Genomic DNA, 24,245 nt, shown 5'->3' with positions numbered 1-24,245 from the left:
TGACCCGACCCTTGACCCACCCGTTGACCCACCACAGCCCGGAGCATGCCACACCCACCCCACCCCGCGGCGCCCGCATTTCGGCGGTTAACCGCTCAGGTTGTGGGTTGTCACCCGTGACTCCCGGGTGACACCGCCGAAATGGCGCCGCGGGTCAGGGGATGATGCGTTGGCGGCGGAGGGTTTCGAAGATGGTGAGGAACATCGCTTCGGTGTCGACGTACTCGTGGAAGCCGGCCCGCCGTGCCTTGGAGCCGTCGGCGAAGAAGTCGTAGTCCCAGCCGAAGACGAAGTCCGCGAACGGCCAGGACGAGACGTCGGCGTACGGCGTGGCCGCGAGCCCGTGGGTCGCCTGGAGCTCCTTCCAGAGCCCTTCCTTGCCTGACATCACCGTGGCCAAGGACATCTGCAGCGGCGGCGCGACCTCCAGGCCGAACCACCGGGCGAGTTTCGGCCAGAGCTCGTTCCAGCGAAACAGGTCCCCGTTCGTGATGTTGAACGCCTGGTTGGCCGCCGCCGGCGAGGTCGCCGCCCAGACAGTTGCCTTGGCCAACAGCCCCGCATCGGTCATCTCCAGCAAACTGTCGTACGCCCCGGGCTTGCCGGGGAACCGCAACGGCACCCCCAATTGCTTCGAGATCGACGCGTACACAGCGATTCCGACCGCGAGGTTCATCGGGTTGCCCAGGGCAACTCCACCGACGACGGACGGCCGCAACGCCGACCACTCCCAAGTGCCAGCAGCCGCACGCTGCTCCAGGAACTGCTGCTGGTCGACATTGAACTCCGGCGGCAGATGTGGCGGATCATCCTCGCGGGCCGGCGTCTTGAACGGCCCGAGATGCGCGCCGTAGACCTTGTAGCCCTGCATCAGGCTGACGTGCCGCAGTCCACGGGCGACCGGCTCGATCGCGTCGACGACGTTCACCAGCATCGCGAGGTTCGGCGGGACGAGCTCGGCCCAGCTCGGGCGGTCCTGGTAGGCGACGTAGAAGACGTGCGTCACGTCCGTCAGCCCGGACAGCTTCAAGCGCGTGTCATCGGGGTCCAGTAGATCCACTGCGACGTGCCGCACGCGGGCGGTGTCGACCCCACCCCGTCGAGAGAGCCCGATCACCCGCCAGTCCGGCAGGGACTCCAAATGCTCGACCAGGTTGGTACCGATCACTCCACGAGCACCGACGACCAGCGCGACCTTCTTCTGTTCCATATCCCCAGCCTGTGGCTAACCCTGTGGATAAGTCCAACGCATAGTTATCACCAATCCCATAAACTCGCTTCATGGCGACGCTACGGCAGCTCGAATATCTGGTGACCGTCGTCGACCTGGGGTCGTTCACCAAGGCCGCCGAGCTCCTGCACGTCACCCAGCCCGCGCTCTCGCACCAGATCCGGGCGCTCGAGCGGTCCACCGGCAGCCCGCTGCTGGAGCGCCTTCCGCGCGCGATCCGGCTGACCCCGACCGGCCGCGCGATGCTCCCGCACGCCCGGGCCGCGCTCGCCGACGCCGAGCGGGCCACCTGCGCCGCGCGCCAGGCCGCCGGGCTGGAGGTCGGCGAGCTGCAGATCGCGACCCTCTACTCGATCAGCCTCGGCATCCTCCCGGACGCGCTCAAAGCCTGGCGCCGGACCCACCCGGACGTCGGTATCCGCCTCTTCGAGCACCGGCACACCGACGAGCTGACCGAAGCGATGAACGCCGGCCAGGCCGATCTCGCCGTCGGCCCGACGCCGAAGGACTGGCCGGGCAGCACCCACGTCCTGGGCGAAGAGGAGCTGGTCGTAGTCGTCGCCAACGACGATCCGCTCGCGGGCCGGGAGTCTGTCCGCTTGAAGGATCTGGCCGACCGCAGCTGGGTGCGCTACACGCCCAGCCACGGACTGGCCGACGTACTCAACCAGGCCTGTGCGAAGGCCGGCTTCGAGCCGCGCGCGGCCGTCCACACCGAACAGACCGCTGCCGCCCCCGCACTCGCAGCCGCCGGACTCGGCCCGGCGCTGGTCCCGTCCAACATCCTCCCGCCAGGTTTCGACGGCCATGTACTACGAACCGAGCCGCCGACCCGCCGAACGCTCACCGCCTACACGCGCGGCACCCCGGATCCACTCGCGGCCGCGTTCATCGAAGTACTGGCCGGCGTCTGGGAGTAGGAGCTACTGCTGGGGCCGGTTGCCGACGATGGCGGCGATCGGCGGGATGACGGCGGCGACCGCGCTCATCCCGATGGCGGCGGGGATCGAGAAGAGGCGGACGACGAACCAGGCGAGCACGATCAGCCCGATGCACGTCCCCATCAGCCAGAAGTACACCGTGCGCTTGTCCCGCTTCGGCATCGCAACTCCTTCCGCCACCCCCAGTCTCCCACCAGGCGGAAGCCAGGCCGGAAGCTGAAGGTGCGCTGAAGCCCGGCGTCCGAAGTACGGGCGGAGGACCCCGCGATGGCACGATGGGCGGATGGTGGCGAGAGTCCTCGTGGTCGAGGACGCGGAGGCGATCCGGACCGCCGTCGGGATCGCCCTGGAAGAGGCCGGCTGCGAGGTACTGACCCGCGCCGACGGTGACGCGCTCGAACGCGACCTGGCGGCATTCCGGCCCGACGTCGTCCTGCTCGACGTGATGCTGCCCGGGCGGGACGGTTTCGCCCTGCTCGGGGTCGTCCGCGCCGTCTCGAACGCCGGGATCGTGCTGCTCACCGCTCGGGACGCCGTCGAGGACAGACTGCATGGTCTGCGCACCGGCGCCGACGACTACGTGGTCAAGCCGTTCGTCCTCGCCGAGCTGATCGCCCGCGTCGAGGCCGTACTGCGCCGGATGGGCCGGTTGCGAACGATCGTGGAGATCGCCGACCTGGTGATCGACGTCGAGGCCAGCTCGGTCAGCCGTGCGGGCAGCCGGATCGACCTGACCACAACCGAACTGAAGTTGCTCCTGTTCCTGGCCGGCCGCCGGGACAAGGTGGTCGGCAAGGCTCAACTCCTGGCCGCAGTGTGGGGATACGACGACTACGCCGCCAACCTGGTCGAGGTGCACGTCAGCGCCCTGCGCCGCAAGCTCGGCACACCCCCACTGCTCCACACCATCCGCGGCGCGGGCTACATCCTGCGAGCCCCCGCGTGAGCGACCGGACCCGGGGCGCGGGACTGAACGCCACCTCGCTGCGCCGCCGCGTGACCCTCACCGCCCTCGTGGTGCTGCTCGTCGTCCTGCCCATCACAGGTCTGGCGGTCAAGGCGATCTTCGACGCCCAGGCCGAGCGCAACCTCAGCACCCTGCTGACCGGCCGCGCCCAGCTCGCCCAGCAACTCGCCCGGCAGAACGTTGCCCCGAACAACCTCGTCCGGCGGATCGATGCCGATGGCATCCGAGTCACCCTGACGCTGCGCAACGGCCAGGTCTTCGGCGCACCGGCGGTCGACCCCGGCAGCGGCATCCGGCAAGTGCAGGTCACGCTCGCCGCTGGTCAGCGCACCCGCGGCGCCACCCTCATCCTGTCCACCGACACCGCTCTACTGGATGGCGCGAGCCGCACGCTGCAACGCGTTCTGTTCATCGCCGGCGCCGCCGCCCTGGTGATCACCGCCATCGCACTGATCCTCGGCATGCGCGTCGCGCTGGCTCCCCTCGATGCGATGACCTCGCTGGCTCGCTCGATCGCCGCCGGTCGCCGTGGTGGCCGTCTGCAACCAACGCGCAGCGACACCGAACTCGGCCGCACGGCCGCCGCCTTCGACGAGATGCTCGACTCACTCGAAGGCGCCGAGCGGACGGCGCGCGGCGCGGAGCAGTACATGCGCCAGTTCGTCGCCGACGCCGCCCACGAACTCCGGACGCCGGTCACCGGCCTGCAGACCGCCGCCGAAACCCTTCTCCAGCTCGGCCCGGACGCCCCGGCCGAGCGTCGCGAAGAACTCGAACTCCTCCTCGTCCGCGAGTCCCGCCGCGCCGGCACCCTGGTCGCCGACCTGCTGGAGCTCGCCCGGATCGACGCAGGCCTCGTACTTCGCCACCAACCCGTCCTGCTCAAGCACCTCGCCCAGACCCAGGCCGACCGCCTCCACCTGATGGCCCCCGGCCACACCATCCAGGTCAACGGTCCGGAGGTCGAACTCCAGGCCGACCCCGACCGCCTCACCCAGATCCTCGCCAACCTGCTCGACAACGCCCGCAACGCCACCGGCACCCGGGGGTTGATCGAAGTTGTCCTCAGCAACAACCACGATCAGGTCCAGGTAGTTGTCCAGGACAACGGCCCTGGGGTTCCAGCAGAGGATCGCGAGCGGATCTTCCAGCGGCTCGTGCACGGTGAGCGCAGTCGCGGCTCCGGCCTCGGGCTCCCGATCGCTCGCGGTTTCGCGCGGGCTCACGGTGGCGACCTGATCGCCACCGACCGTCCCGACGGCAGACCCGGCGCGGCGTTCCTGCTGACCGTGCCACTCGTCAAACCTTGAGCAATCCATCGACATTCCCGCTGTGCCCGTCGAGGATCCGTTCCCCATCAGCGCCCAGTACGCCGCGCAGCATCGTCGCGTAGACATCACGGAAGTCGGTCGTCGCGACCAGATCGCCGTTCGACAACTCGGTCAGACTCGGCTGCTCACCATAGAGCCCGCCACGCACCTGGTCGCCCAGTACGAACAGCGGCCCGGCCGTCCCGTGATCCGTCCCGTCGCTCCCGTTCGCGTGCACCCGCCGCCCGAACTCGGAGTACACCAGAACGACGACCTGCCGACCCCGGTCGCTCTTCCGCATCCGTTGCACGAAAGGCGTCAGCGCGCCGTCGAGCTCGCCCAGCAACCGTTCCTGAGTCCCCCGCTCATCGGCATGCGTGTCGAATCCACCGAGCGATACGGAGTACGCCCGCGTCGGCACACCGGCCTCGACCAACCCGGCCACGAGCTCCAGTTGCGCGCCAAGCTGCGACCCACCACCGGCTGAGGCGCCTTTGGTCCTCGCCTCGTCCTCGTCGTCGTCCCGCTCAGCCTGGTCATGCACAGCACCACCGAGCACCCGCACCGCGTTCTGGAGATCGCCGAGTGACTTCGCCGCGGCCGCCCGCCAATGCTCCTCGCCGGGACTCGGCTTGCCCAGCGCAGCGAACGCAGTACCGAGCTTGCCGGGCGGAATCTTCAAGCCACGAACGGGTAATGACGCTGCCGCCGTCGTCGCCCCTGCCAGCAACGGCGGCAGCGTCGGCTCCACCGACACCGCGTGCAACGGATCGGCGCCGGTCGCATCGAGCCAGCGGCCTAGCCAACCCGTCGGAACGGGCGTCTTCGGCGACGCGGTCTGCCAGATCGCCATCGACCGGAAGTGACTCCGGTCCGGCTGGGGATACCCGACCCCGCGGACGATCGCGAGCGCCTTCTCGTCCCACAACGCCTTCAGGCCCTTGAGCCCGGGATTGAGCCCGAGCCCGTCCCCGACCTCCAGTACTTCGTTCGGCTGATACGCCAGGTCCGGCCGCGCTTTCTGGTACTCCGCATCACCGGCCGGTACCACCGTGTTGAGCCCGTCGTTGCCACCGTACAAAGTGACGACCACCAGCACGGAATCCCCACTCTGCAAGGGATTCTGGACTGCCGCGCTCATCAGGTCGGACCAGCTCACCTGAGTGGCACCCACTGCGAGTGCTCCAGCGGCGGTGACTCCGCTCATGGTCAGGAACCGGCGTCGGGTCAGGTTGTCCATGATTCTCCTCAGCCACTCACTACGTATTCGGGGGCGCAAGCCGCCACCGCGGTCAACTGCGCAGGATCGGTCAGACCGGCCAAGGCGTCCCGGGTCCGCGCCGACCACGCCTCCACTCCGAGCAGAACACGTACTCCGTCGACCCGAGCTCCCGACTTCCCGAGCTGCCCAAACGCCGACTGCCCGGCCTGCGCCGTCTGCCCACGATCGGCTTGCTTGGTGATCAGCTGCGCGAGCTGCAGGCGCGCCACCCCAGCCGAGGTCGTCAGCCAGCTCGCGCCCGACGGCCAGCCGCCAACGCTCGGCGGACGGAACGGCACTTGCCCCATCCCCCGCAACCCGGCCAGCACCTTCAGCTTCGTCTTGTCGTCGAGCCCCGCCGGCCGCACCCCGAGCGCACGCATCAGGCCGACGGCCCATTCGACCGGCTGCTTCACCATCGCCGACGAGCTGTCCCGGAAGGCCGGCTCGACAACGATCGCCGCCAGTACCGCCTGGATGTCCCGCTTGCTCCCGTACGCCGCGACCAACCGCGCGAGCGCCGCCGAGTCAGGCGACGTCGGCGAGACGAGCCGGAACCACAACCGGCCGATCACGAAGGCCGCCGACCCGGGCTTCGCCAACGCCAGCTCGGCAAAATCCACGGCACCGAAGTCACCGGTCTTGCCGAAGACCGTCTTCGGTTCGGAGTCATGGCGCTTCGGCATCAGGGTGGCCTTCGCCGAAGTACGCCGTACGGTCCAGCCGGTCAGCGCGCGGGCGCCCTCGAAGACGTCGACCTCGGTGTAGTGGCCGATCCCGAGCGTGAAGAGCTCCAGGAACTCCCGCGCCAGGTTCTCGTTGGGGGATCCCTTGCGATTGTCGTTCCCGTCGAGCCACTTGATCAGCGCCGCATCGACGATCATCGCCCGCGCGAGCTGGGTGAAGCTCCCGCGCCCCTGGGCCCGGAAGATCTGGTTCTGCGCCAGCATCAGCCGAGCGCTGCGCACCTTCTGATTGCTGGTCGCGAAATGCCCATGCCAGAACCAGGCCAGCCGCTCGGTCGCGCGATCCCCGGCAACCATCCGGTCCAGCCACCAGGCCGAGGCCTTCAGCTCCTGCGCCGCCCGCGCCTTGTTGGCCGCCTTCTTGGCCTCCGAGTCGCCCTTCTCCACCATGCCCGGCAGGCTCAGCGCAGGCGGCGGAGTCGCGCCCGGGTCGGCCGCAGTACTGAACAACTGCGCCAAGGCAGCATCAAAGCCCACATCCAGCCCACCCGGCTTGGGTCCGAACCCAAACCGCTCCTGCAACCGCCGTACGGCGGCTCGTTCGCTGATCTCACCCATGCCCCCGATCCTGGCCAGCGGACTGCCCGCCAGACCAGGATCAGGGCGACATCTTCAGCTAACCCACAGCCCCGGGCGTCAGTACCTTCGTGGCGGCTCGTTGCCGCTCTTGCGGAGTACGGTCACGAGGGTGTCGCCGTCGATCTTCGAGCGGGCGATCGCGGTGTAGAGGGTCTTGCCGCCGGGGAAGGTGAGCTTCTGCGCCGGACCCTGCGGACGGCCGGAGGAGCTGGTGATGCGGAGCCCGGTCACGTCCTGGTCCTTGGTCAGATAGCTGAGGATCAGGTCGAGGTTGCCCGCGTAGGCGCCGAAGGGGGTATCTCGCGAATCCACCTGGGCGCTGTCGCCGCCGAGGCGGTTCTCGGGAGTCACCGAGGAGTCGTATGAGCTGTCGTCAGCCGGCATCCGCGCGAAGGCGTAGCCGCCCTTGGCCGGGTAGGCGTAGAGGGTGGTCTGGTGGAGCTGTCCGGTCCCGTCGAAGTAGGTCCGATCGTCGACCAGCAACGGCGTCCCCGTCGGCGGTGTCGCTTGAACCCCCAGTGAGCGAGCCTCGAACGGCAGCGGCTTCTCCGTGTACTTGCCAAGGGCAACTGGGTTGGGCGAAGGCCGGCCATCGGCGCCGGAGCAGACGGTGCGATCGCTGAGTCGCCAGCGGTCGCCGGCCCGGATCAGCTTGGTCTGCGAGATGCGTCGGCCCTCGGCATCGCCGTAGTCGAGCACACCGGTGTTCCCGTCGATGGTGAAGTGATAGCGCGGTACCTGATGGTCGGTGGCCTCATCGGGCACCTCGCGCGGGTCCACGAAGAACATCGGCAGCTCGTACGTCTGCAGGCTGCGCCGTGGGGTGATGCCGGTCCGGTCCGGACAGGCCCAATCCCCGACCGGCAGGTCGACCGGACCGGTCGGACCCTTGCTTGCCTGCTGCGGGGTGGACGGTTGCGGGGTGGCCGGTTGCGTCGGGGTGGTCCGGGTGGCCGGTGACGGCCCGCGGCCGTGATCATTGACGACGGCAACGGTCACCAGCACGGCGGCGACCGAGGCGGCAGCCACGTACGGCGCCGCTCGCCGGCGCCACGGCCGGGCACCCTGCACGACCGAGGCATCGGCGCTGCCCTCGCGAGTCCGTTCCTGGATCGCCGACCACATCCGGTCGAGGTCGGGCTGGACGGCGTCCGCTTCCTGCTTCAGCTCAGCGGTCAGGCGGGTTTCGGTCTCGTTCATCGGTGATCCTCGAGCTGCTGTCCGAGCCGGGAGATCCCGCGGCTGACGAGTGATTTGGCCGTGCCGAGCCGGACGTCCATGGCGACGGCGATATCGGCGAGCGGCAGGTCGAGCCAGTACCGCAGTACCAGCGCCTCCCGCTGCCTGGGCGACAGCTCGCGGAGCGCGCGAACCAGCGCGGTGACCGATTCGTCCCGCTCGACCTGCTCGCTCGCGGGCGGCGCGCTGACCAGGTGCAGCCGTTTGCGGTCGGCCAGTTTGTTGCGGCGTTGCCGGGTCCTGACCTCATTGACCACCATCCGGTTCAGGTAGCCGACCAGGTTCTCGGGCCGCCGGTCGCGGTGCACGACGAAGAAGCGGCAGAACGCCTCTTGTACGACGTCCTCCGGATCGCCCGCCCCGAGCAGGTGGGCCAGCCGGACGAGCCGGCCGGCATGCAGTCGGAAGAGTTCCTCGAACGACGGGTCGCCCAGTGCCGCGCCCGCCGCCATACGTTCTCCTGTCATCAGCCTCACAACAGAATGACGACGGAGCGGTCCAAAGGTTGCGGTGTCAGACCTTCGCGGAGACAGCCAGAGGCAAAGCCAGCTGAGCGAGAGCGTCGACGAGCGGGGCCAGCTCCGGGAACTCAGCGGCCTTCTGCAGGGCAGCGGTCAGTACTTCGTCGTGCGTCGGCTCGGCCTCGGCCAGCAGCGCGCGGCCGGCCTCCGTGACCTCGGTGTAGATGCCTCGGCGGTCTGTCGGGCACAGGTACCGCTCCAGCAGCTTGCGGTCCTCGAGCCGGTTCACCAGTCGCGTGGTCGCCGACTGGCTGAGCACGACCGCGTTCGACAGCTGATTCATCCGCAGGTGGTGCTCCTCCTGCCGGCCGAGCACGTCGAGTACGGAGTACTCGCTGACCGAAAGCCCGTGCTGCTTCTGCAGCGCGCGCTCCAGCTCGTCCTCGATCCGGGCATGCAGAGCGGCCAGGGTCCGCCAGCCCTGAGCACGCGCCTCAGCAGCGTCATCCGGTAGTCCCATGGCTCCTCCTGGTGTCCTCACTTGAACAATACCGATGCATGAGGCAGTATAAGGCTCATGCAATAGTCCGCGTGTGCAACTATCGCGGGCGCCGGTAACAGTCACAAGACTACATTCAAGGAGAAAGAAGCCATGCCTGCCGCGTTGCTAGCGCTGGCCATCGGTGCCTTCGGGATCGGCACCACCGAATTCGTCATCATGGGCCTGCTGCCCGAGGTCGCCACCGACTTCGGCGTCAGCATCCCCTCGGCCGGTCTGCTGATCTCCGGCTACGCCCTCGGCGTCGTCGTCGGCGCCCCGCTGCTGACCGCGATCGGGTCCAAGATCTCCCGCAAGACCGTGCTGGTCGCGCTGATGGGCGTCTTCATCGTCGGCAACCTGATCTCCGCGCTCGCGCCGTCGTACGGCGTGCTGATGACCGGGCGGATCGTGGCGGCACTGTCGCACGGCGCCTTCTTCGGCGTCGGCTCCGTGGTCGCCGCCTCGCTGGTCCCCAAGGCCAAGCAGGCCAGCGCGATCGCGCTGATGTTCACCGGCCTGACCGTCGCGAACGTCTTCGGAGTGCCGGGCGGTACTGCGCTCGGGCAGGCCTTCGGCTGGCGCTCGACCTTCTGGGCGGTCACCGTGCTCGGCGTGATCGGCCTGCTCGGCATCGTCTTCCTGGTCCCCCGGCAGAGCGTCAGCGAAGGGCCCGGGCTGCGCAGCGAGCTGGCCGTCTTCCGCAACCTGCAGGTCTGGCTCGCGCTGGCGATGACCGCGCTCGGCTTCGCCGGGGTGTTCGCATCCTTCACCTACATCGCGCCGATGATGACCGAGGTGGCCGGCTTCTCGTCCGGCGCCGTCACCTGGCTGCTCGTCCTGTTCGGCGGCGGGCTCGTGGTCGGCAACCTGCTCGGCGGCAAGCTGGCCGACCGCTCGTTGATGCCCAGCCTGTACGTGATCCTGGCGGCGCTCGCCGTAGTACTGGTGGCCTTCGTTTTCACCGCTCATGGGCGGGTACCGGCAGCGGTGACGATCGCGCTGTTCGGCGCGGCCGGCTTCGCGACCGTGGCTCCGCTGCAGAAGCGTGTGATGGACAAGGCGGCCGGTGCTCCGGCACTCGCTTCTGCGGCGAACATCGCCGCCTTCAACCTCGGCAACGCGGTTGGCGCCTACCTTGGTGGCCTGACCATCGAACACGGCCTCGGCTACACCGCTCCGAACTGGGTCGGCGCCGCCCTGGCAGCGGCCGGTCTGTCGGTCGCCCTGACCTCCGGCCTGCTGGACCGGCGCCAGCGGTCAGCGGTAACTCCTGAACCCGCACTCACCACCGTCTGACACTGACTACTGAAGGAAAGCTTCTGATGATTCCCACCGTGAAACTCAACAACGGCGTCGAGATGCCGCAGCTCGGATTCGGCGTCTTCAAGGTCCCCGACGCCGAGACCACCGCAGCCGTCACGACCGCACTCGAGGCCGGCTACCGCAGCATCGACACCGCCGCTGCGTACCAGAACGAGGCCGGCGTCGGGACGGCACTCGCCTCCTCCGGCCTCGCCCGCGAAGAGCTCTTCATCACCACCAAGCTGTGGAACGCCGACCAGGGCTACGAGGAGACGCTCGCCGCCTTCGAGCGCAGCCGCGGCCTGCTCGGCCTCGACTACCTCGACCTGTACCTGATCCACTGGCCGGCTCCCGAGCTCGGCAAGTACGCCGCCAGCTGGCGCGCCCTGGAGAAGCTGGCCGCCGACGGCGTGGTCCGCGCGATCGGCGTCTCCAACTTCCAGCCGGCCCACCTGGAGCAGCTCGCGTCGGGCTCGTCCGTCGTCCCGGCCGTCAACCAGGTCGAGCTGCACCCGTACCTGCAGCAGGATGCGGTACGGGCCTATGGCAACGAGCACGGGATCGCCACCGAGGCGTGGAGCCCGCTGGCCAAGGGCGGCTCGCTGCTCACCGAGACAGCGGTGACCGAGCTGGCCGCGAAGTACGACAAGACGGCGGCCCAGGTCGTCCTGCGCTGGCACCTGCAGCACGGGAACATCGTGATCCCGAAGTCGGTCACCCCGGCCCGGGTCCGGGAGAACTTCGCGGTCTTCGACTTCGAGCTGACCGGCGCCGATCTGGAGGCGCTCAACGGTCTCGAGCGCGACGAGCGCACCGGGCCGAACCCGGACACCTTCAACGTCGTCTGACGGAGCTCAGCAACCGGCATAGAAGTTGCTGACGGCATGGAAGGACTTCTTCGGTTCCCAGCGGTACTTCGACGCTGGGTCCGAAGAGGTCTGCCGGATCACCTTGCAGAGGCTGAAAGCGGCGATGTCCTCGTCGTACTTCCGTTCCTCGCGATGCGGTGCGTCCGGTGAGATGAACGTGTACGGCGAGGCGCCCAGGAACCCTTCGGCGGTGAACACCTCGAGCATGGTCCGGAGATGGTCGGCCTGCTCCTGTTCGTCGCGGACGTAGCCGGGTTTGATCTGGACCGGGTCGACGGTGAAGTCGACGATGTCCCAGCCCATCCCGCCCAGCTCCGGGGCGCCGGTGAACGTGCAGCAGCCGAACTCCAGGATCATGATCGGCTTCTTCCACCGGCGGAACGGCGCCAGCTCCTTCGTGTGGCCGGCACGATCGGCGTGGTACGAGTAGTAGTCCAGGCCGACGATGTCGAAGAGCGACCAGTCGATCTCCTCCAGATCCGACGCGGCACCGTACGTGATCCGGCCGTTGAAGTTGCTGCGGGCAACCTTCACGGCCTTCTTCACGTAGCCGCTGAGCTTGCGCTGCAGCTCGGCCAGGTCGAACTCACCCTTGGTCAGATACTCGACCCGCTCGAAGAAGTTCGCCCCCGGCACGATCCCCGGCGTGAACAACATGAACTCGCACCCGATCACCAGAATCACCTCAGGCCGGTACCTCCGCCGCAGCCGCTCCGCATCCCGCGCGACCTGCCGCAACTGCTCCAGCGCGGCACTCTGCGGCTGATCGAACGCCCGGGGCTGCACCGAAACCTTCAGCCCCCGCCTGAGCGCCTCCTCAGCGGTCTCCCGCAACCGCCCGACATGGCTCCCGTAAACACTCACCCAGTTCGCGTTCAACTGACCCTTGATCGCCCGGAGCTCCCCCCGCATCAAGTCGACATTCCACCGCACCCGGCTGTCATCCCCGAGAAACCCGGTCCCCACGTCGTACGCCACACCTTTGAAGGCGAGTCGCCTGGCCGGGGCGGCCGACGCGGCGCCTGCGCCCGCAGTACCGGCTGCTGCGACCAGCCCGAGAGCTGCGGCTCGAGTGAGGAACTGGGCTCGGTTCATTCGGCTGTCTTCGCTCATGATCCGAGTTTTCGCCGTCCCGACGGTGGATTCGTCGGTCCTCGGCACCTCGGCCCGCAACTTAAGTCTGTGGCACGGGACTGCGCCGTCACCGATGTGCCCGGGCAATCGCTTGCGCTACCTACAGTGAACGTTCAATTGTTCTCTGTATTCGGCCGCTCCGCCCATTTGCGGCCCGAGACGAACTCTGGAGTGTGAGGCATGACCGGAAAGCTCAAGTTCCGTGCAGTGCTCGCCGCGGCCGTAGTCGCCCTGGCATCAGCCGGCGCCATCGGCACCGCCGAGGCCCGGACGCCCCCGCCCGGCACGAACATCGTCGGCGGCAGTACCGCCAGCACTGCGCAGGTCCCGTGGATGATCGCGCTGAACAACAGCAACTCGTCGTCCCCGGTCGGCCAGTACTGCGGCGCCACCCTGGTCAAGGCGAACAAGATCGTCACCGCGGCGCACTGCGTCACGCAGCCGCGGAGCACCTACACGGCGATCCAGGGCCGCGACAACCTGAACTCGAGCACCGGCGGCAAGACCTCGAAGATCTCCAAGATCTGGAAGGACCCGCAGTACGGCCAGGTCAGCGGCCACGACGTCGCCGTCCTGACCCTGACCACGCCGTTCACCGGCGTCACCACCCTGCCGCTGGAGACCAGCCGCGCGGCGGACGCCGTCGGCGCCCAGTCGACCACCTACGGGTACGGCGAGACCGAGGGCACCGGCCCGGCGAACCGCCTGCAGAAGGTGCTCGTACCGGTCCTCGGCGACGCGTACTGCCTCGACGTCTACGCGGGCGAGGGTTATGTCGCGAACGGCGAGATCTGCGCCGGTTACAAGGCGGGCGGCAAGGACTCCTGCCAGGGTGACTCCGGCGGCCCGCTGGTCCTGAACGGCCGGCTGTTCGGCGTCGTCTCCTGGGGTCTCGGCTGCGCCGACGCCGGCAACCCGGGCGTGTACTCCGAGGTCGCGTCGTACGCCACGGCACTGACGACTCAGATCAACAACTAGTCCCACCCCCGCGAATGGCCGGTCCCACGGGGACCGGCCATTTGTTTTTTGCCTCGACTGAAACGTCGTGTTGCTATCTGAGACATTGGTTCAGCTATGATCCGGCGCATGGCACGCGAGGCGGATGCGAAGACGGTGCTCGGGTCCGTGTGGCTGCGGGCCGAGGCGGGTGAGACCCGGGCGGCGCTGAGCCGGGAGGACATCGTCCGGACCGCGATCGGGATGCTCGGCCGGGACGGGCTGGAGAAACTCTCGATGCGCCGGCTGGCCGCCGAGCTCGGTACGGCGGCGACGTCGGCCCTCTATTGGCGGGTGGCGAACAAGGACGACCTGCTCGAGCTCGCGGTCGACACAGTGCTGGCGGACGCGCTGGTGCCGGCCGAGGAGGGCGACTGGCGCGACCGGTTGACGGTGCTGGCGCACGCTGCGTACGACGTACTGGCTGAGCATCCGTGGGCGGCGCAGCTGATGGCGAGCCACGCCGGGCTCGGGCCGAACTATCAGGCCTATGCCGAGCGGATGCTGGCCATCCTCAAGTCGGCCGGGTTCAAGGGCGTCTATCTGGACGCCGCCGTGTCTGCTGTCTTCCACTACGTCGTCGGAGCCGCGGTGACGGACGCAGCTTGGAGCGCGACCGTCCGCAGGAGCCGTCTCACAGAAGCCGAGTGGGCGTCGGCCGCCGGGGATCAGCTGGGCATCGGCGCGGGCACCTTGGCCGCCTACCTCAGCCGAGACGACTCAGCCGGCCCGGAAGCACGCTTCCAGACCGGTCTCCGCGCCATCCTGATCGGATTGCGCCCGCGTCAGCTCATCTAGTGCCGTACACAACGACAGGAAGTAGTCGGCTGTCCGGTCGAGCTGCACGCTCAAGGGAGCGGCGGTCGGCCACAAAACAGGCACTACCTCCTGTCGTTGTGCACAAGAGCGGCTCAGAGGTCCGCGAGAATCGAGGTCGGTGATTCGAAGGCGTCAGCGACGAAGCGGAGGAAGCCGGCCGCGGTGCCGCCGTCGCAGACGCGGTGGTCGAAGACGAGTGAGAGTTGGGTGAGCTTGCGGATCGCGAGTTCGCCGTCGACCACCCACGGGCGGTCGATGATCCGGCCGACGCCGAGGATCGCGACCTGCGGGTGGTTGATGATCGCCGCGCTGCCGTCGACGCCGAAACTCCCGTAGTTGTTCAGCGTGAACGACCCACAGGCCAGCTCATGAGCCGTCAGCTTCCCGTCCCGCGCCGAGGCGGTCAGCCGGCGGATCTCCGCGTCAAGCTGCCGCGCGGTCAGCAGGTGAGCGTCGACCACAGCCGGTACGACCAGGCCGCGCTCGGTCTGTGCCGCGAGGCCGAGGTTGACCCCGTCGTACTGGACCAGCTCCTCGCGCTCGGTGTCGACGAACCCGTTGAGCTCCGGATACTTCTTCAACCCAGCGGTGACGAAACGCGCCATCAAGGCGAGCAGTCCGGGGCCGGGATCCGTTGCTGTCCGCAACGACTCCCTAGCCTCGAGCAGCGCGGTCGCGTCGACATCGACCCAGGTGGTCGCCTCCGGAATCTCCCGGCGACTACGGCTCAAAGTAGTCGCCACCGCCTTCCGGAATCCGCTGATGGGAATCCGTCGCAACTCGACCAGCCCGGTGCGCGAATCAGCAGTAGTTTCATCAACCACCAAAGGATTTTCGGTCTTCGCTGAGATAGCAGCCTCGACATCCCGGCGGATGATCAATCCACCCGCACCGGAGCCGTCCAGCATGTGCAGATCAACCTGCGCGTCCTTGGCGAGCCGTCGCACCAACGGCGAGATCACCAACGGAACAGTTCGCACCGTCGCCTTCTCGACGACAGGTTGAACAACCGCAGTACCGCGGGGTCTGCGGCGGCGGCCTGATCCTGCGGATTCCGGGGTGCCGTAGCCGATCAGGACGTTGCCGGAGCCGGCTTTTTCTTCCTCGCGGTAGGTTTCGGCGGCCGGGGCGATGACGCCGATGGTGATCAGCGGCTTGCCGACGTCGATGGTGGATCCGGCCGGTCCGTGGAGTTCGGCGACAACACCGGCGTACGGGGACGGGACCTCGACGATCGACTTGGCCGTCTCGACCTCGGCGATGGGAGCGTCGACAGCGACGACGTCACCCACCTCGACCAGCCAGCGGACGATCTCCGCCTCGGTCAGGCCCTCGCCGAGATCCGGCAGCAGGAAGGTCTGGGTGCCGCTCACGAGTCCTCCCACTGCAGGCTGTCGACCGCATCGAGGATCCGGTCGACGCCGGGCAGCTGGTGCCGCTCCAGCTTCGGCGGCGGGTACGGGATGTCGAATCCGGTCACCCGCCGGATCGGCGCCGCCAGCGAGTGGAAGCACCTTTCGGTAACCCGGGCAACGATCTCCGACGAGACGCTCGCGAATCCACTCGCCTCGGCGACCACGACAGCCCGCCCGGTACTACGGACAGCCGCGCACACCGTCTCGTCGTCGAAAGGCACGATCGACCGCAGATCCACCACCTGCAACTGACGCCCCTCGGCCGCAGCCGCCTCGGCCGCCTCCAGCGCGATCGGCACCGACGGCCCGTACGCGATCAACGTCGCGTCACCACCTTCACGGCGGATGACGGCCTTGCCGATCCCCGGCTCCTCGACGGTCAGGTCGACCTCTTCCTTGGCCCAGTACAGCTTCTTGGGCTCCATGAAGATCACCGGATCCGGGAACTCGATTGCCTTGCGCAACAATGTGTAGGCGTCAGAAACGGTGGCCGGGGCAACGACCGTCAGGCCCGGCGTGTGTGCGTAGTACGACTCGGAGGAGTCACAGTGGTGCTCGACGCCGCCGATGCCACCGGCGTACGGCATCCGGATCACCATCGGTAGCGTCACCTTGCCGCGGGTGCGGTTGCGCATCTTCGCGACGTGGCTGACCACCTGCTCGAACGCCGGGTAGCCGAACGCGTCGAACTGCATCTCGACGACCGGCCGCATCCCGTTCATCGCCAGCCCGACCGCCATTCCGACGATACCGGCCTCGGCCAGTGGGGTGTCGAAGCAGCGATCCTCGCCGAACTCCGCGGTCAGCCCGTCGGTGATCCGGAACACCCCGCCGAGCGCGCCGACGTCCTCGCCGAACATCAGCACGGTGTCGTCGGCCTTCATCGCGTCGCGCAGCGCCTGGTTCAGCGCCTGGGCCATGGTGAGTTTCTGGTGCGTCATGGTCAGGCCTCTTCTCGCGCGAGCTCGTCCTGCAGGAACGCCGCCTGCTCCTTGAGTTGCGGAGTCTGCGTCGCGTACAGATGGGCGAACAGCTCGGCCGGATCCGGCGACACCTCCGCCATCAGCCCGGTGCGCAGCTCCGCCGCGACCCGATCCGCCGACCGGGCGGCCTCTTGCTTCTTGTCCTCGTCCAGCAGGCCCTGCTCGGTGAGGTACGCATCAAGCCGCTTCAGTGGATCGCGCTCCAGCCACGGCGTGACCTCTTCGTCGTTGCGGTAGCGGGTCGCGTCGTCGGCGTTCGTGTGCGCCTGCACGCGATACGTGTGCGCCTCGACGAGCTGCGGACCCTCGCCTGCCCGCGCCTTCGCGACGGCCGAGCCGAGCACTGCGAGCAGCCCGGCGAGGTCGTTGCCGTCGGCCCGCTCTCCCGGTATGCCGTACCCGATGCCCTTGTGGGCAAGGGATGGCGCGATCGTCTGCCGCGCGAGCGGGACGGAGATCGCGTACTCGTTGTTCTGGATGAAGAAGACCACCGGCGCCTTGAACACGGCGGCGAAGTTCAGCGCCTCGTGGAAGTCGCCCTCGCTCGTCGCGCCGTCGCCGCAGAGCGCCATCACGACGGTGTCCTCGCCCTTGAGCCGTGCGGCGTGCGCGACCCCGACCGCGTGGATCAGCTGCGTCGCGAGCGGCGTCGACTGCGGCGCCACCTTGCGCTCGTACGGGTCGTAGCCGGAGTGCCAGTCACCACGCAGCAGCGTCAGCGTCTCGATCGGGTCGACGCCGCGGCTGATGATGGAGACGGTGTCCCGGTACGTCGGGAACAGCCAGTCCTGCTCGCCGAGCACCATCGTGGCCGCGACCTGGCAGGCCTCCTGGCCGTGTGACGACGGGTAGACCGCGAGGCGGCCCTGCCGGACGAGCGCGCTGGCCTGGTCGTTGATCCTGCGGCCCACGACCAACTGTGTGTAACCGTCGACGAGAGCATCGGGCGCCGGCATCCCGTACTGCGGGTTGTCGTGCCGGGTGCCGTGCTCGTCGACGAGCTGGACCGGGTCGGCGGAGGGGAGCAAACGCTCCTCGACGGTAGTCATGAACCCTCCTACGCAGGGAGACGGACGGATGGTTCATCGTCATACTTGTAGCCATTCGGATCCATAGCTGGGAAAATCCCAGGACGTTCGGTCCGAGATGGTGATCCAGAGGAGCAGAATGTCCGATGACGTGACGGTCGGCGCGGCCCAGCCTGGACAGATGGTCGCCGCCCCGGCGCTCGATGAGATCGACCGGCAGATCGTGACGGCGCTGACCCGCGACGGCCGGCTCTCGATCCGTGCCCTGGCCGACCAGGTGCACATCTCCCGCGCCAACGCCTACGCTCGGGTCGAGCGCCTCACCTCAACCGGGGTGATCACCGGTTTCACCGCCACGGTCGACCCGCGCAAACTCGGGCTGGCGACCTCGGCGTACGTCACTCTCAGTCTCCGCCAGAGCTCCTGGCGAGCGCTGCGCGAACAGCTCCAGGCGATCCCCGAGGTCAAGCACATGGCCCTGGTCGGCGGCGACTTCGACGCCATCCTGCTGGTCCGCGCCGCCGACAACGAGGGCCTGCGCCGAATAGTCCTCGAGAAGCTCCAGGCCATCCCCGAAGTCCTCGGCACCCGCACGGCCCTCATCTTCGAAGACCTCGGCACGCTGTAAACCCGACGGGCGCTCCCTACCCCACCTACTCTGACGAGATGGGGTGGGGAAAGCAGAAACGAGCGGTACTACTCGCGGGCCTCCTGCTCTGCGCCGCATCCCTGACGGCCTGCGGGCCGCGGGTGTCATCCGCGGTGGTCGGCATGACGGTCGACGAGGCAGGAAACCCAGTCATCGTCCTGCAGAACTGCAAGGGCGACATCACCCAGCTGGAGCTGTTCACCGACCCGGTGTCGCCGTCCACGCTCGTCTACGAGAACCGGCATCCCTTCACGGCAATCGACGAGATCCCGTTGCTGACCGGCACCGCCGACTGGCCACCGAGCAAACCGGTCCCGAAGCTGCGTCCCACCGGCATCATCGTCATCAAACCCTGGGCCAGCGGCCACAGCTGGTCCGGCCGCCGCACCGAGTTCACCCTCGCCGACCTGAAAACCCTCAAACCAGGCCAGGTCCGCCACGACTGGCGCGCCGCCAATGAGCCCCCGTCCTACGGCGCCTCCCCCGGCACCTCGCAGTACAGAATCACCACCCTGGACGACTTCACCCCCGACTACTGCCCCTGAGCGCAGTACCGGCGGCTGGTACTACGCGCCGCGGCGGCGGTGGCGGTCGGCGTAGGAGCGGAGGGCTCGGAGGAAGTCGACCTCGCGGAAGGCGGGCCAGTATGCCTCGCAGAAGTAGAGCTCGGAGTAGGCACTCTGCCAGAGCAGGAAGTTCGACATGCGTTGTTCGCCGCTGGTGCGAATGATCAGATCCGGGTCCGGCTGGCCGACGTTGTAGAGGTGCTTGGTGATGTCGTCGGCGTTGAGGGTTTCGGCCAGGCCGTTGAGATCGTTGCCGGAATCCGCTTCGGACTCGAGCAGGGAGCGGACTGCCTCGACTACTTCCTGGCGGCCGCCGTAGCCGATCGCCAGGGTGATGTGGTTGCCGGTGGCGACGTCCTTCGTCGCGTCGACCGCGTTCTTCAGCGCGTGCGCGGTGCTGTCCGGCAGCAGGTCGAGCAGGCCCGCGATGTGCACCTGCCAGCGTCCGCCGGGCTGGGCGAGCCGGCCGGCGACGATCTCCTCGACGACCTCCATCAGGTACGCGACCTCGGCATCGTCACGCTTGGCGAGGTTCTCGGTCGAGCAGAGGAAGACGGTGACGTGCGGTACGCCGGCCGTCTCGCACCAGCCGAGCAGATTCTCGATGTGCTCCGCGCCGCGCCGGTGACCGACGCTCGGGTTGCTGTGTCCCTTGCCCCGCGCCCAGCGCCGGTTCCCATCCGTCACCACACCGATGTGCGCAGGCAGCGCCCGCCCGGCGAGCTGGGAACGGAGGCGACGGACGTACAACGCATACAACGGACTGGTGGCGGGCATGCGGAGTAACTTACTCGTCTCACCCCGTAACGCACACCCCGCCGACCAGCAGTTGAAACTACCTCTGCAAAGTCAGCAAACCCGTTACAAACCAGCGATCTTGGCGATGCTCTCGATCGTCTGCGCCAGCGAACTCGTCTCGTCGATGACCGTCTCGTCCGGTCGGCCGAGCAGGTCGCGCTCCTGGTACCAGGTCAGCATCTCCTCGACCGAGAACGCAGTCGCCTTCGCCCGGGTCAGGTGCCGGCGCGAGGTCTCCTCGAACGGCACGTCGAGGTAGAAGAAGGACGACGGCCCGTCGTGCTCACCGGCCAGCCGGGTCAGCATCTCGCCGTACCGGACGGTCGGCATGATGCCCTCGACAACGGTGACGAAACCCCGGTCCAGCGAGAGCCGGGCAAGCTGCCCGATCGCGGTGATGTTGGCGCCGTCGGGTTGGTCCAGCTCGGCGAAGATGATCCGCCGGATGTGGTCCTGTTCGATCCAGGCGACCCCGGGCCCGTACGCCGCCCTGATCCCCTCGGCGACAGAACTCTTCCCGGACCCGGAGTTGCCCCGGATGACGATCAGACTCGGCATGGAAGCAGGTTAAACGCCCTACCCCTCAGCCCACTCGCCGGTCGGCTGACCGGGGACGTGGGTGCCGAAGGTCCACTCGTAGCCTTCGGGGTCGGTGACGCGGCAGCGGTAGTTGCCCCACTCGGTGTTGTCTGGGGTCCAGACCGATTCGGCGCCGTGCTTGGTCGCGGTGGCGTATAGCTCGTCCACCTCGGCCTCGGACCCGAGCGCGAGGTAGAGCCCGTGCCCGACGCTGTCGCCCTTGCGCGACGGCTTGTCGTACCCCTCCTCGTCGGTGAAGAGGGTGAAACTCGCCTCGCCGCGCCGCAGCTCGGCATGCATGATCCCGCCCTTGTCGTCGGGATACTCCATCGTCGTCTCGAACCCGAAGGCATCCTCGAGCCACCGCAACGCGGCGACCGCGTCCCGATACCCGAAGTACGCGTGCAGGCTGGCCGCTCTGTTCTCCGTCATGCCTCAAGCATGCTGAAAGTAGCGGCCAGCTACTGACCTCTACTCGACTTCTTTGAGCTGTACGCCGTCTTTCAGCAGCAACCCGATGTCGGCCTTCCGATCCCGCCGACGCCGGAAGTAGCCACGGATCACCACCCCGAGCCCGCCGGCCACCAGCCAGGTGAAGCCGAACACGCCGCAGAGCACCGCCCAGACGGCGGATCCGCCACTCAGGTCGCGCGTGATCACCCCGATGATCCCCAGCACCGTCCCCAGCACGATCCCCGCCCAGAACAGCGGGTCCCGCGTCATCGGCTCATCAAATCCCATACCCCTGAATCGCCCCTCTCCCCTGAACCGTTACAGCTCGGACGCAACCGATGCCATTTCGGAGCCGTCACCCGGCCGGCTGGGCCGAACTACAGCTGACTTCTGGCCGCGCGCTGGCGGCGGAACCAGATGAAGAGGGCGATACAAGGGATCAGCAGGCCGCCCAGGCCGAGGACGGCGAAGTCCCAGAAGGCGCCGACGTGGTCGACCAGCCAGCCGAAGTTCTGGCCGAAGAAGCCGGTCACGAAGGTCAGCGGCAGGAAGACCGTCGCGAGCTTGGTGAGCTGCTCGATGGTCGCGTTCTGCTGGACGCTCACCTTCGTCTGCTCCACCGAGATCACCGCCATGTTCGCCTCCAGCACCGTCGCGAGCAGGTCGCGTTGCGCGGCGACCTCCTCGTTCACCAGCACCAGGTGGTCGCGGACGTCCCGGAAGTACGGCAACAACCCGGTACTCCGAGCTCCGCGCTCGATCGTCGCCAGTACTGCGAGCAGCGGGTGCACCGCGCGGTAGAAGTCGGTCACCTCGCGCCGGAGGAAGTAGATCCGCTCGGTCGGCGCCACCGTTCCCGCGAACACGGTCCGCTCGACCTCCTCGATATCGCGCTCCAGCTCGGCCACCACCGGCCCATAGGTGTCGACCACCTGGTCGAGGATTGCCCACAGCACCGAGTTCGTCCCGTTCTCCAGCAACTCGGGCCGTTGCTCGAGCCGCGTCCGGGCGCCGTGCAACTCGCTGGCCACTCCCTGCCGGACGGTGATCACGAACGACGGCCCGACGAACACACTGACCTCGCCGAAGTCGACCTCCTCCCGCTCGTCGTCGTACCGGGCGGTGCGCAGGATGACGAGCCGGATGTCCCCCTCGTACGGCTCGACCTTCGGCCGCAGGTGGAATGTCTGGGCGTCCTCGACCGCGAGCTCGTGCAGCCCGAAGTTCTTGCTGACCTGCGCGAGCTCCTCCGGCGTCGGGTCGAACAGCCCGAGCCAGACGAACCCACCCAGCCGGCAGTGCGACGCGGCGTCCTCCACCGACATCGCCCCGACGTGCTGGCGGCGGCCGTCCCGGTAGTAAGCGCAGTCGATGATCATGGTCGGCTCCTCACTGTTCTACCCCGATGGTGCTCGCCGGTACTACGACCGCGGTACCCCCTGCTTGTTGGGAGGAGACGGCTAGAGTGCCAAGCGTGCTTGGCGAGCGGGTGGAATCCTGGGTGCGCGAGTATGAATTAGCTGTCGATGCCGCCTCGGCGGGAGTGCTGCTGGGCGGTTGTGCGCTCTTCGAGCTGATCGCTGGGGGCGGCGGCGCCCGGGCCGTAGCACGAGGTTGTGGTGGCCGGTCTCTGCCGTCCGGGGATGGGCCGTCCGTCTCGCGGCAGAGGAGGCGAAATAGGGTTCGGGTAGTCCTCGACCTGCGGGAGTTGCGATGTCACGTCCCACCGTGCTGATACCTGGCCCGATGAACAAGACCGTACTGACGGGGATCGCGGAGAACTTCGACGTGATCCGGCTCTGGGAGGCGGACGATCCGGACGCGCTGCTGGCCGAACGCGCCAAGGACATCACGGCGGTCGCTACCGGTGGTACGACGATCGATGGTGCGTTCCTGGACCGGTTGCCCGCGCTGCAACTCGTCGCCAGCTTCGGCGTCGGCTACGACAAGATCGACGCGGCCGCGGCGGCCGAGCGGGGCGTGATCGTCACGAACACTCCCGGCGTACTGGACGACGAGGTCGCCGATACCGCCCTCGGCCTGTTGCTGATGACGGCCCGCGAACTCTCCCGCGCCGAGCGCTACCTGCGGGCCGGCTCATGGCCCGAGCGCGGGTATCCGTTGACCAAGGCAACGTTGAGCGGCCGCACGATGGGCATCCTCGGCCTCGGCCGGATCGGCGAGGCGATCGCCCATCGCGCGGAAGCCTTCGGCATCTCCATCGCCTACCACAACCGGCACCCGAAAGACGTTGCCTACCGCTACTACCCGACGTTGCTCGAGCTGGCGACGGCCGTCGACATCCTGATGATCGTCATCCCCGGCGGCGACGAGACCCGCCACCTGGTCAACACCGAGATCCTGCAGGCCCTGGGCCCCGACGGCATCCTCATCAACGTCGCGCGCGGCACCGTCGTCGACGAAGAGGCCCTGGTGGAAGCCCTACACTCCAACACCATCCTCAGCGCCGGCCTGGACGTCTTCGAGCACGAACCCAAAGTCCACCCCGGCCTCCTCGACCTCGACAACGCAGTCCTCCTCCCCCACGTCGGCTCCGCCACCACCCCCACCCGCAACGCCATGGGCCAACTGGTAGTCGACAACCTGACCACCTGGTACACCACCGGCGCACCACTGACCCCCGTCCACGAATCCACCGCCCTAGTGCAAAACCTGCACAACTGACCGCATACTCGACGCCAGCCGGCGCAGGTAGCTGCCGTCGCAGGTGATGATGTGGCGCAGCGTCGCGAGGATGCCGCCGAAGGTGCCGACGCCCGTCACTTCGAGCTGCTCCGCGGTGAAGTCCTGGTCCCGGCAGAACGTGAGCAACTCCTGGGTCGCCCAGTTGTTGTGCCGCACTGCGTCGAACAAGACCTTGTTCACGATCTGCCCATTTCCGTCGGCTCCCTCGACGGTAACGGCCAGATCATGCCGCGGAGTACTCGATTAAATCCGGTGAGTCAGCTCTGCGGTTGGCCGATGTTGACCATCCAGGCGACGCCGAACTGGTCGGTGACCATGCCGAACTCATCGCCCCACATCTGCTTCTCCAGTGGCGTCGTCACGGTGCCGCCCCCGGACAGCTGGTCGAAGAAGCCGTGCAGCTCGGCGCTGTCGTCGCCGCTCAGGCTGACCGACATCGTGTTGCCGGGCGTGAACTCCAGGTAGCTCGGGGTGTCCGCGCCCATCAGCCAGTACCCCTGTGGGGTCTCCAGCTGCGCGTGCATGATCTTGTCGGCGTCAGCCGTGTCCGAGGCGCCGAACTCCCCGAACGTGTTGACCACCAGTTCGCCCCCGAACACCGTCTGGTAGAACTCGAAAGCCTGCCGTGCATTCCCGCTGTAGCTGATGTACGGATTGAGTCGAGATGCCATC

Annotated in this window: 28 protein-coding genes; 10 read left to right on the top strand and 18 right to left on the bottom strand. The window is 67.9% G+C overall.

Annotated features, from left to right (window positions below):
* Window positions 1-154 precede the first annotated feature (154 nt).
* Window positions 155-1,210 carry an SDR family oxidoreductase gene (locus tag G3I17_RS22315; protein WP_164599377.1) on the bottom strand — a complete coding sequence of 352 codons (1,056 nt, stop codon included), beginning with the start codon at window positions 1,208-1,210 and terminating at the stop codon, window positions 155-157.
* Window positions 1,211-1,281: 71 nt separating this feature from the next.
* Here G3I17_RS22315 and G3I17_RS22310 point away from each other — a divergent pair, with 71 nt between their 5' ends.
* Window positions 1,282-2,151, top strand: a complete 870-nt coding sequence (locus G3I17_RS22310; RefSeq protein ID WP_164599375.1) for a LysR family transcriptional regulator — start codon at window positions 1,282-1,284, stop codon at window positions 2,149-2,151.
* 3 nt (window positions 2,152-2,154) lie between these two features.
* Here the strand turns inward: G3I17_RS22310 and G3I17_RS22305 are convergent, their stop codons facing one another.
* The gene (locus G3I17_RS22305; protein WP_164599373.1) at window positions 2,155-2,334 is read right to left on the bottom strand and encodes a DUF3099 domain-containing protein; all 180 of its coding nucleotides are present in this window, start codon (window positions 2,332-2,334) and stop codon (window positions 2,155-2,157) included.
* Window positions 2,335-2,455: 121 nt separating this feature from the next.
* Here G3I17_RS22305 and G3I17_RS22300 point away from each other — a divergent pair, with 121 nt between their 5' ends.
* Both G3I17_RS22300 and G3I17_RS42190 read left to right on the top strand, forming a co-directional pair.
* Entirely contained in the window at window positions 2,456-3,118 is a 663-nt protein-coding gene (locus tag G3I17_RS22300) for a response regulator transcription factor (RefSeq protein WP_164599370.1), read from the top strand.
* Window positions 3,115-4,449, top strand: a complete 1,335-nt coding sequence (locus G3I17_RS42190; RefSeq protein ID WP_203590598.1) for a HAMP domain-containing sensor histidine kinase — start codon at window positions 3,115-3,117, stop codon at window positions 4,447-4,449. The genes G3I17_RS22300 and G3I17_RS42190 overlap by 4 nt, the downstream gene beginning before the upstream one ends.
* On the opposite strand, the gene G3I17_RS22290 is transcribed toward G3I17_RS42190, so the two are convergent.
* From G3I17_RS22290 to G3I17_RS22270, 5 genes are all read right to left on the bottom strand, one after another.
* Complete coding sequence (locus G3I17_RS22290; RefSeq protein ID WP_164599368.1) at window positions 4,439-5,689, bottom strand: DUF1501 domain-containing protein; 1,251 nt, start codon at window positions 5,687-5,689, stop codon at window positions 4,439-4,441. The genes G3I17_RS42190 and G3I17_RS22290 overlap by 11 nt on opposite strands.
* 8 nt (window positions 5,690-5,697) lie before the next feature.
* Window positions 5,698-7,014: a DUF1800 domain-containing protein gene (locus G3I17_RS22285; protein WP_164599366.1), complete on the bottom strand. Its 1,317-nt coding sequence runs from the start codon at window positions 7,012-7,014 to the stop codon at window positions 5,698-5,700.
* Window positions 7,015-7,092: 78 nt separating this feature from the next.
* On the bottom strand, window positions 7,093-8,235 hold the full coding sequence (locus G3I17_RS22280) for a hypothetical protein (RefSeq protein WP_164599364.1): 1,143 nt from the start codon (window positions 8,233-8,235) through the stop codon (window positions 7,093-7,095).
* Window positions 8,232-8,741: a sigma-70 family RNA polymerase sigma factor gene (locus G3I17_RS22275; protein ID WP_164599362.1), complete on the bottom strand. Its 510-nt coding sequence runs from the start codon at window positions 8,739-8,741 to the stop codon at window positions 8,232-8,234. Before G3I17_RS22275 ends, G3I17_RS22280 begins: the two co-directional genes overlap by 4 nt.
* 46 nt (window positions 8,742-8,787) lie before the next feature.
* Complete coding sequence (locus tag G3I17_RS22270; protein WP_164599360.1) at window positions 8,788-9,255, bottom strand: MarR family transcriptional regulator; 468 nt, start codon at window positions 9,253-9,255, stop codon at window positions 8,788-8,790.
* Window positions 9,256-9,387: 132 nt separating this feature from the next.
* Between G3I17_RS22270 and G3I17_RS22265 the strand changes: the two genes are divergently transcribed.
* A complete protein-coding gene (locus tag G3I17_RS22265; protein WP_164599358.1) occupies window positions 9,388-10,572 on the top strand; it encodes an MFS transporter in 1,185 nt (394 codons plus the stop codon).
* 26 nt (window positions 10,573-10,598) lie between these two features.
* Window positions 10,599-11,426, top strand: coding sequence for an aldo/keto reductase (locus tag G3I17_RS22260; protein WP_164599356.1), 828 nt, complete (start codon window positions 10,599-10,601; stop codon window positions 11,424-11,426).
* Window positions 11,427-11,432: 6 nt separating this feature from the next.
* Here the strand turns inward: G3I17_RS22260 and G3I17_RS22255 are convergent, their stop codons facing one another.
* A complete protein-coding gene (locus tag G3I17_RS22255; RefSeq protein WP_164599354.1) occupies window positions 11,433-12,560 on the bottom strand; it encodes an abortive phage infection protein in 1,128 nt (375 codons plus the stop codon).
* 201 nt (window positions 12,561-12,761) lie between these two features.
* Between G3I17_RS22255 and G3I17_RS22250 the strand changes: the two genes are divergently transcribed.
* Both G3I17_RS22250 and G3I17_RS22245 read left to right on the top strand, forming a co-directional pair.
* Window positions 12,762-13,559, top strand: a complete 798-nt coding sequence (locus G3I17_RS22250) for a serine protease (RefSeq protein WP_164599352.1) — start codon at window positions 12,762-12,764, stop codon at window positions 13,557-13,559.
* Window positions 13,560-13,667: 108 nt separating this feature from the next.
* Window positions 13,668-14,375 carry a TetR/AcrR family transcriptional regulator C-terminal domain-containing protein gene (locus tag G3I17_RS22245; RefSeq protein ID WP_164599350.1) on the top strand — a complete coding sequence of 236 codons (708 nt, stop codon included), beginning with the start codon at window positions 13,668-13,670 and terminating at the stop codon, window positions 14,373-14,375.
* 113 nt (window positions 14,376-14,488) lie between these two features.
* On the opposite strand, the gene G3I17_RS22240 is transcribed toward G3I17_RS22245, so the two are convergent.
* From G3I17_RS22240 to pdhA, 3 genes are read right to left on the bottom strand one after another with little or no spacing between them, the layout of a single operon-like run.
* Window positions 14,489-15,769, bottom strand: a complete 1,281-nt coding sequence (locus G3I17_RS22240; protein ID WP_164599348.1) for a dihydrolipoamide acetyltransferase family protein — start codon at window positions 15,767-15,769, stop codon at window positions 14,489-14,491.
* Window positions 15,766-16,752, bottom strand: coding sequence for an alpha-ketoacid dehydrogenase subunit beta (locus G3I17_RS22235; RefSeq protein WP_164599346.1), 987 nt, complete (start codon window positions 16,750-16,752; stop codon window positions 15,766-15,768). Before G3I17_RS22235 ends, G3I17_RS22240 begins: the two co-directional genes overlap by 4 nt.
* A 2-nt stretch (window positions 16,753-16,754) precedes the next feature.
* Window positions 16,755-17,843 carry a pyruvate dehydrogenase (acetyl-transferring) E1 component subunit alpha gene (pdhA, locus tag G3I17_RS22230; RefSeq protein WP_164599344.1) on the bottom strand — a complete coding sequence of 363 codons (1,089 nt, stop codon included), beginning with the start codon at window positions 17,841-17,843 and terminating at the stop codon, window positions 16,755-16,757.
* 118 nt (window positions 17,844-17,961) lie between these two features.
* Between pdhA and G3I17_RS22225 the strand changes: the two genes are divergently transcribed.
* On the top strand, window positions 17,962-18,450 hold the full coding sequence (locus G3I17_RS22225; protein ID WP_164599342.1) for an Lrp/AsnC family transcriptional regulator: 489 nt from the start codon (window positions 17,962-17,964) through the stop codon (window positions 18,448-18,450).
* A gap of 38 nt (window positions 18,451-18,488) precedes the next feature.
* Window positions 18,489-19,016 (top strand): hypothetical protein, encoded by a 528-nt coding sequence (locus G3I17_RS22220; RefSeq protein WP_164599340.1) that lies wholly within the window; start codon window positions 18,489-18,491, stop codon window positions 19,014-19,016.
* 21 nt (window positions 19,017-19,037) lie between these two features.
* Here G3I17_RS22220 and uppS read toward each other — a convergent pair whose 3' ends face one another.
* The 5 genes from uppS to G3I17_RS22195 all read right to left on the bottom strand — a co-directional run bounded on the left by uppS (window position 19,038) and on the right by G3I17_RS22195 (window position 22,246).
* Window positions 19,038-19,814 carry a polyprenyl diphosphate synthase gene (gene uppS / locus G3I17_RS22215; protein WP_164599338.1) on the bottom strand — a complete coding sequence of 259 codons (777 nt, stop codon included), beginning with the start codon at window positions 19,812-19,814 and terminating at the stop codon, window positions 19,038-19,040.
* 84 nt (window positions 19,815-19,898) lie between these two features.
* Window positions 19,899-20,393, bottom strand: a complete 495-nt coding sequence (locus G3I17_RS22210) for an AAA family ATPase (RefSeq protein ID WP_164599336.1) — start codon at window positions 20,391-20,393, stop codon at window positions 19,899-19,901.
* Between the two features lie 18 nt (window positions 20,394-20,411).
* Complete coding sequence (locus G3I17_RS22205; RefSeq protein ID WP_164599334.1) at window positions 20,412-20,846, bottom strand: VOC family protein; 435 nt, start codon at window positions 20,844-20,846, stop codon at window positions 20,412-20,414.
* A 39-nt stretch (window positions 20,847-20,885) separates the two neighbouring features.
* Complete coding sequence (locus G3I17_RS22200) at window positions 20,886-21,137, bottom strand: hypothetical protein (RefSeq protein ID WP_164599332.1); 252 nt, start codon at window positions 21,135-21,137, stop codon at window positions 20,886-20,888.
* Window positions 21,138-21,244: 107 nt separating this feature from the next.
* Window positions 21,245-22,246 carry a magnesium and cobalt transport protein CorA gene (locus G3I17_RS22195; protein WP_164599330.1) on the bottom strand — a complete coding sequence of 334 codons (1,002 nt, stop codon included), beginning with the start codon at window positions 22,244-22,246 and terminating at the stop codon, window positions 21,245-21,247.
* A 334-nt stretch (window positions 22,247-22,580) separates the two neighbouring features.
* Between G3I17_RS22195 and G3I17_RS22190 the strand changes: the two genes are divergently transcribed.
* Window positions 22,581-23,552, top strand: coding sequence for a 2-hydroxyacid dehydrogenase (locus G3I17_RS22190; RefSeq protein ID WP_203590597.1), 972 nt, complete (start codon window positions 22,581-22,583; stop codon window positions 23,550-23,552).
* On the opposite strand, the gene G3I17_RS22185 is transcribed toward G3I17_RS22190, so the two are convergent.
* Together G3I17_RS22185 and G3I17_RS22180 are read right to left on the bottom strand one after the other, a co-directional pair.
* Window positions 23,529-23,753 carry a DinB family protein gene (locus G3I17_RS22185; protein ID WP_164599328.1) on the bottom strand — a complete coding sequence of 75 codons (225 nt, stop codon included), beginning with the start codon at window positions 23,751-23,753 and terminating at the stop codon, window positions 23,529-23,531. The genes G3I17_RS22190 and G3I17_RS22185 overlap by 24 nt on opposite strands.
* A gap of 77 nt (window positions 23,754-23,830) precedes the next feature.
* Window positions 23,831-24,244, bottom strand: coding sequence for a VOC family protein (locus G3I17_RS22180; protein ID WP_164599326.1), 414 nt, complete (start codon window positions 24,242-24,244; stop codon window positions 23,831-23,833).
* Window position 24,245: the final 1 nt, after the last annotated feature.

It is taken from the genome of Streptomyces sp. SID13031 (assembly GCF_010548305.1).
Lineage (GTDB): Bacteria > Actinomycetota > Actinomycetes > Propionibacteriales > Kribbellaceae > Kribbella.
Note: the sequence above shows the minus strand (reverse complement) of the source record. Positions and strands in the feature narration are given on the sequence as shown.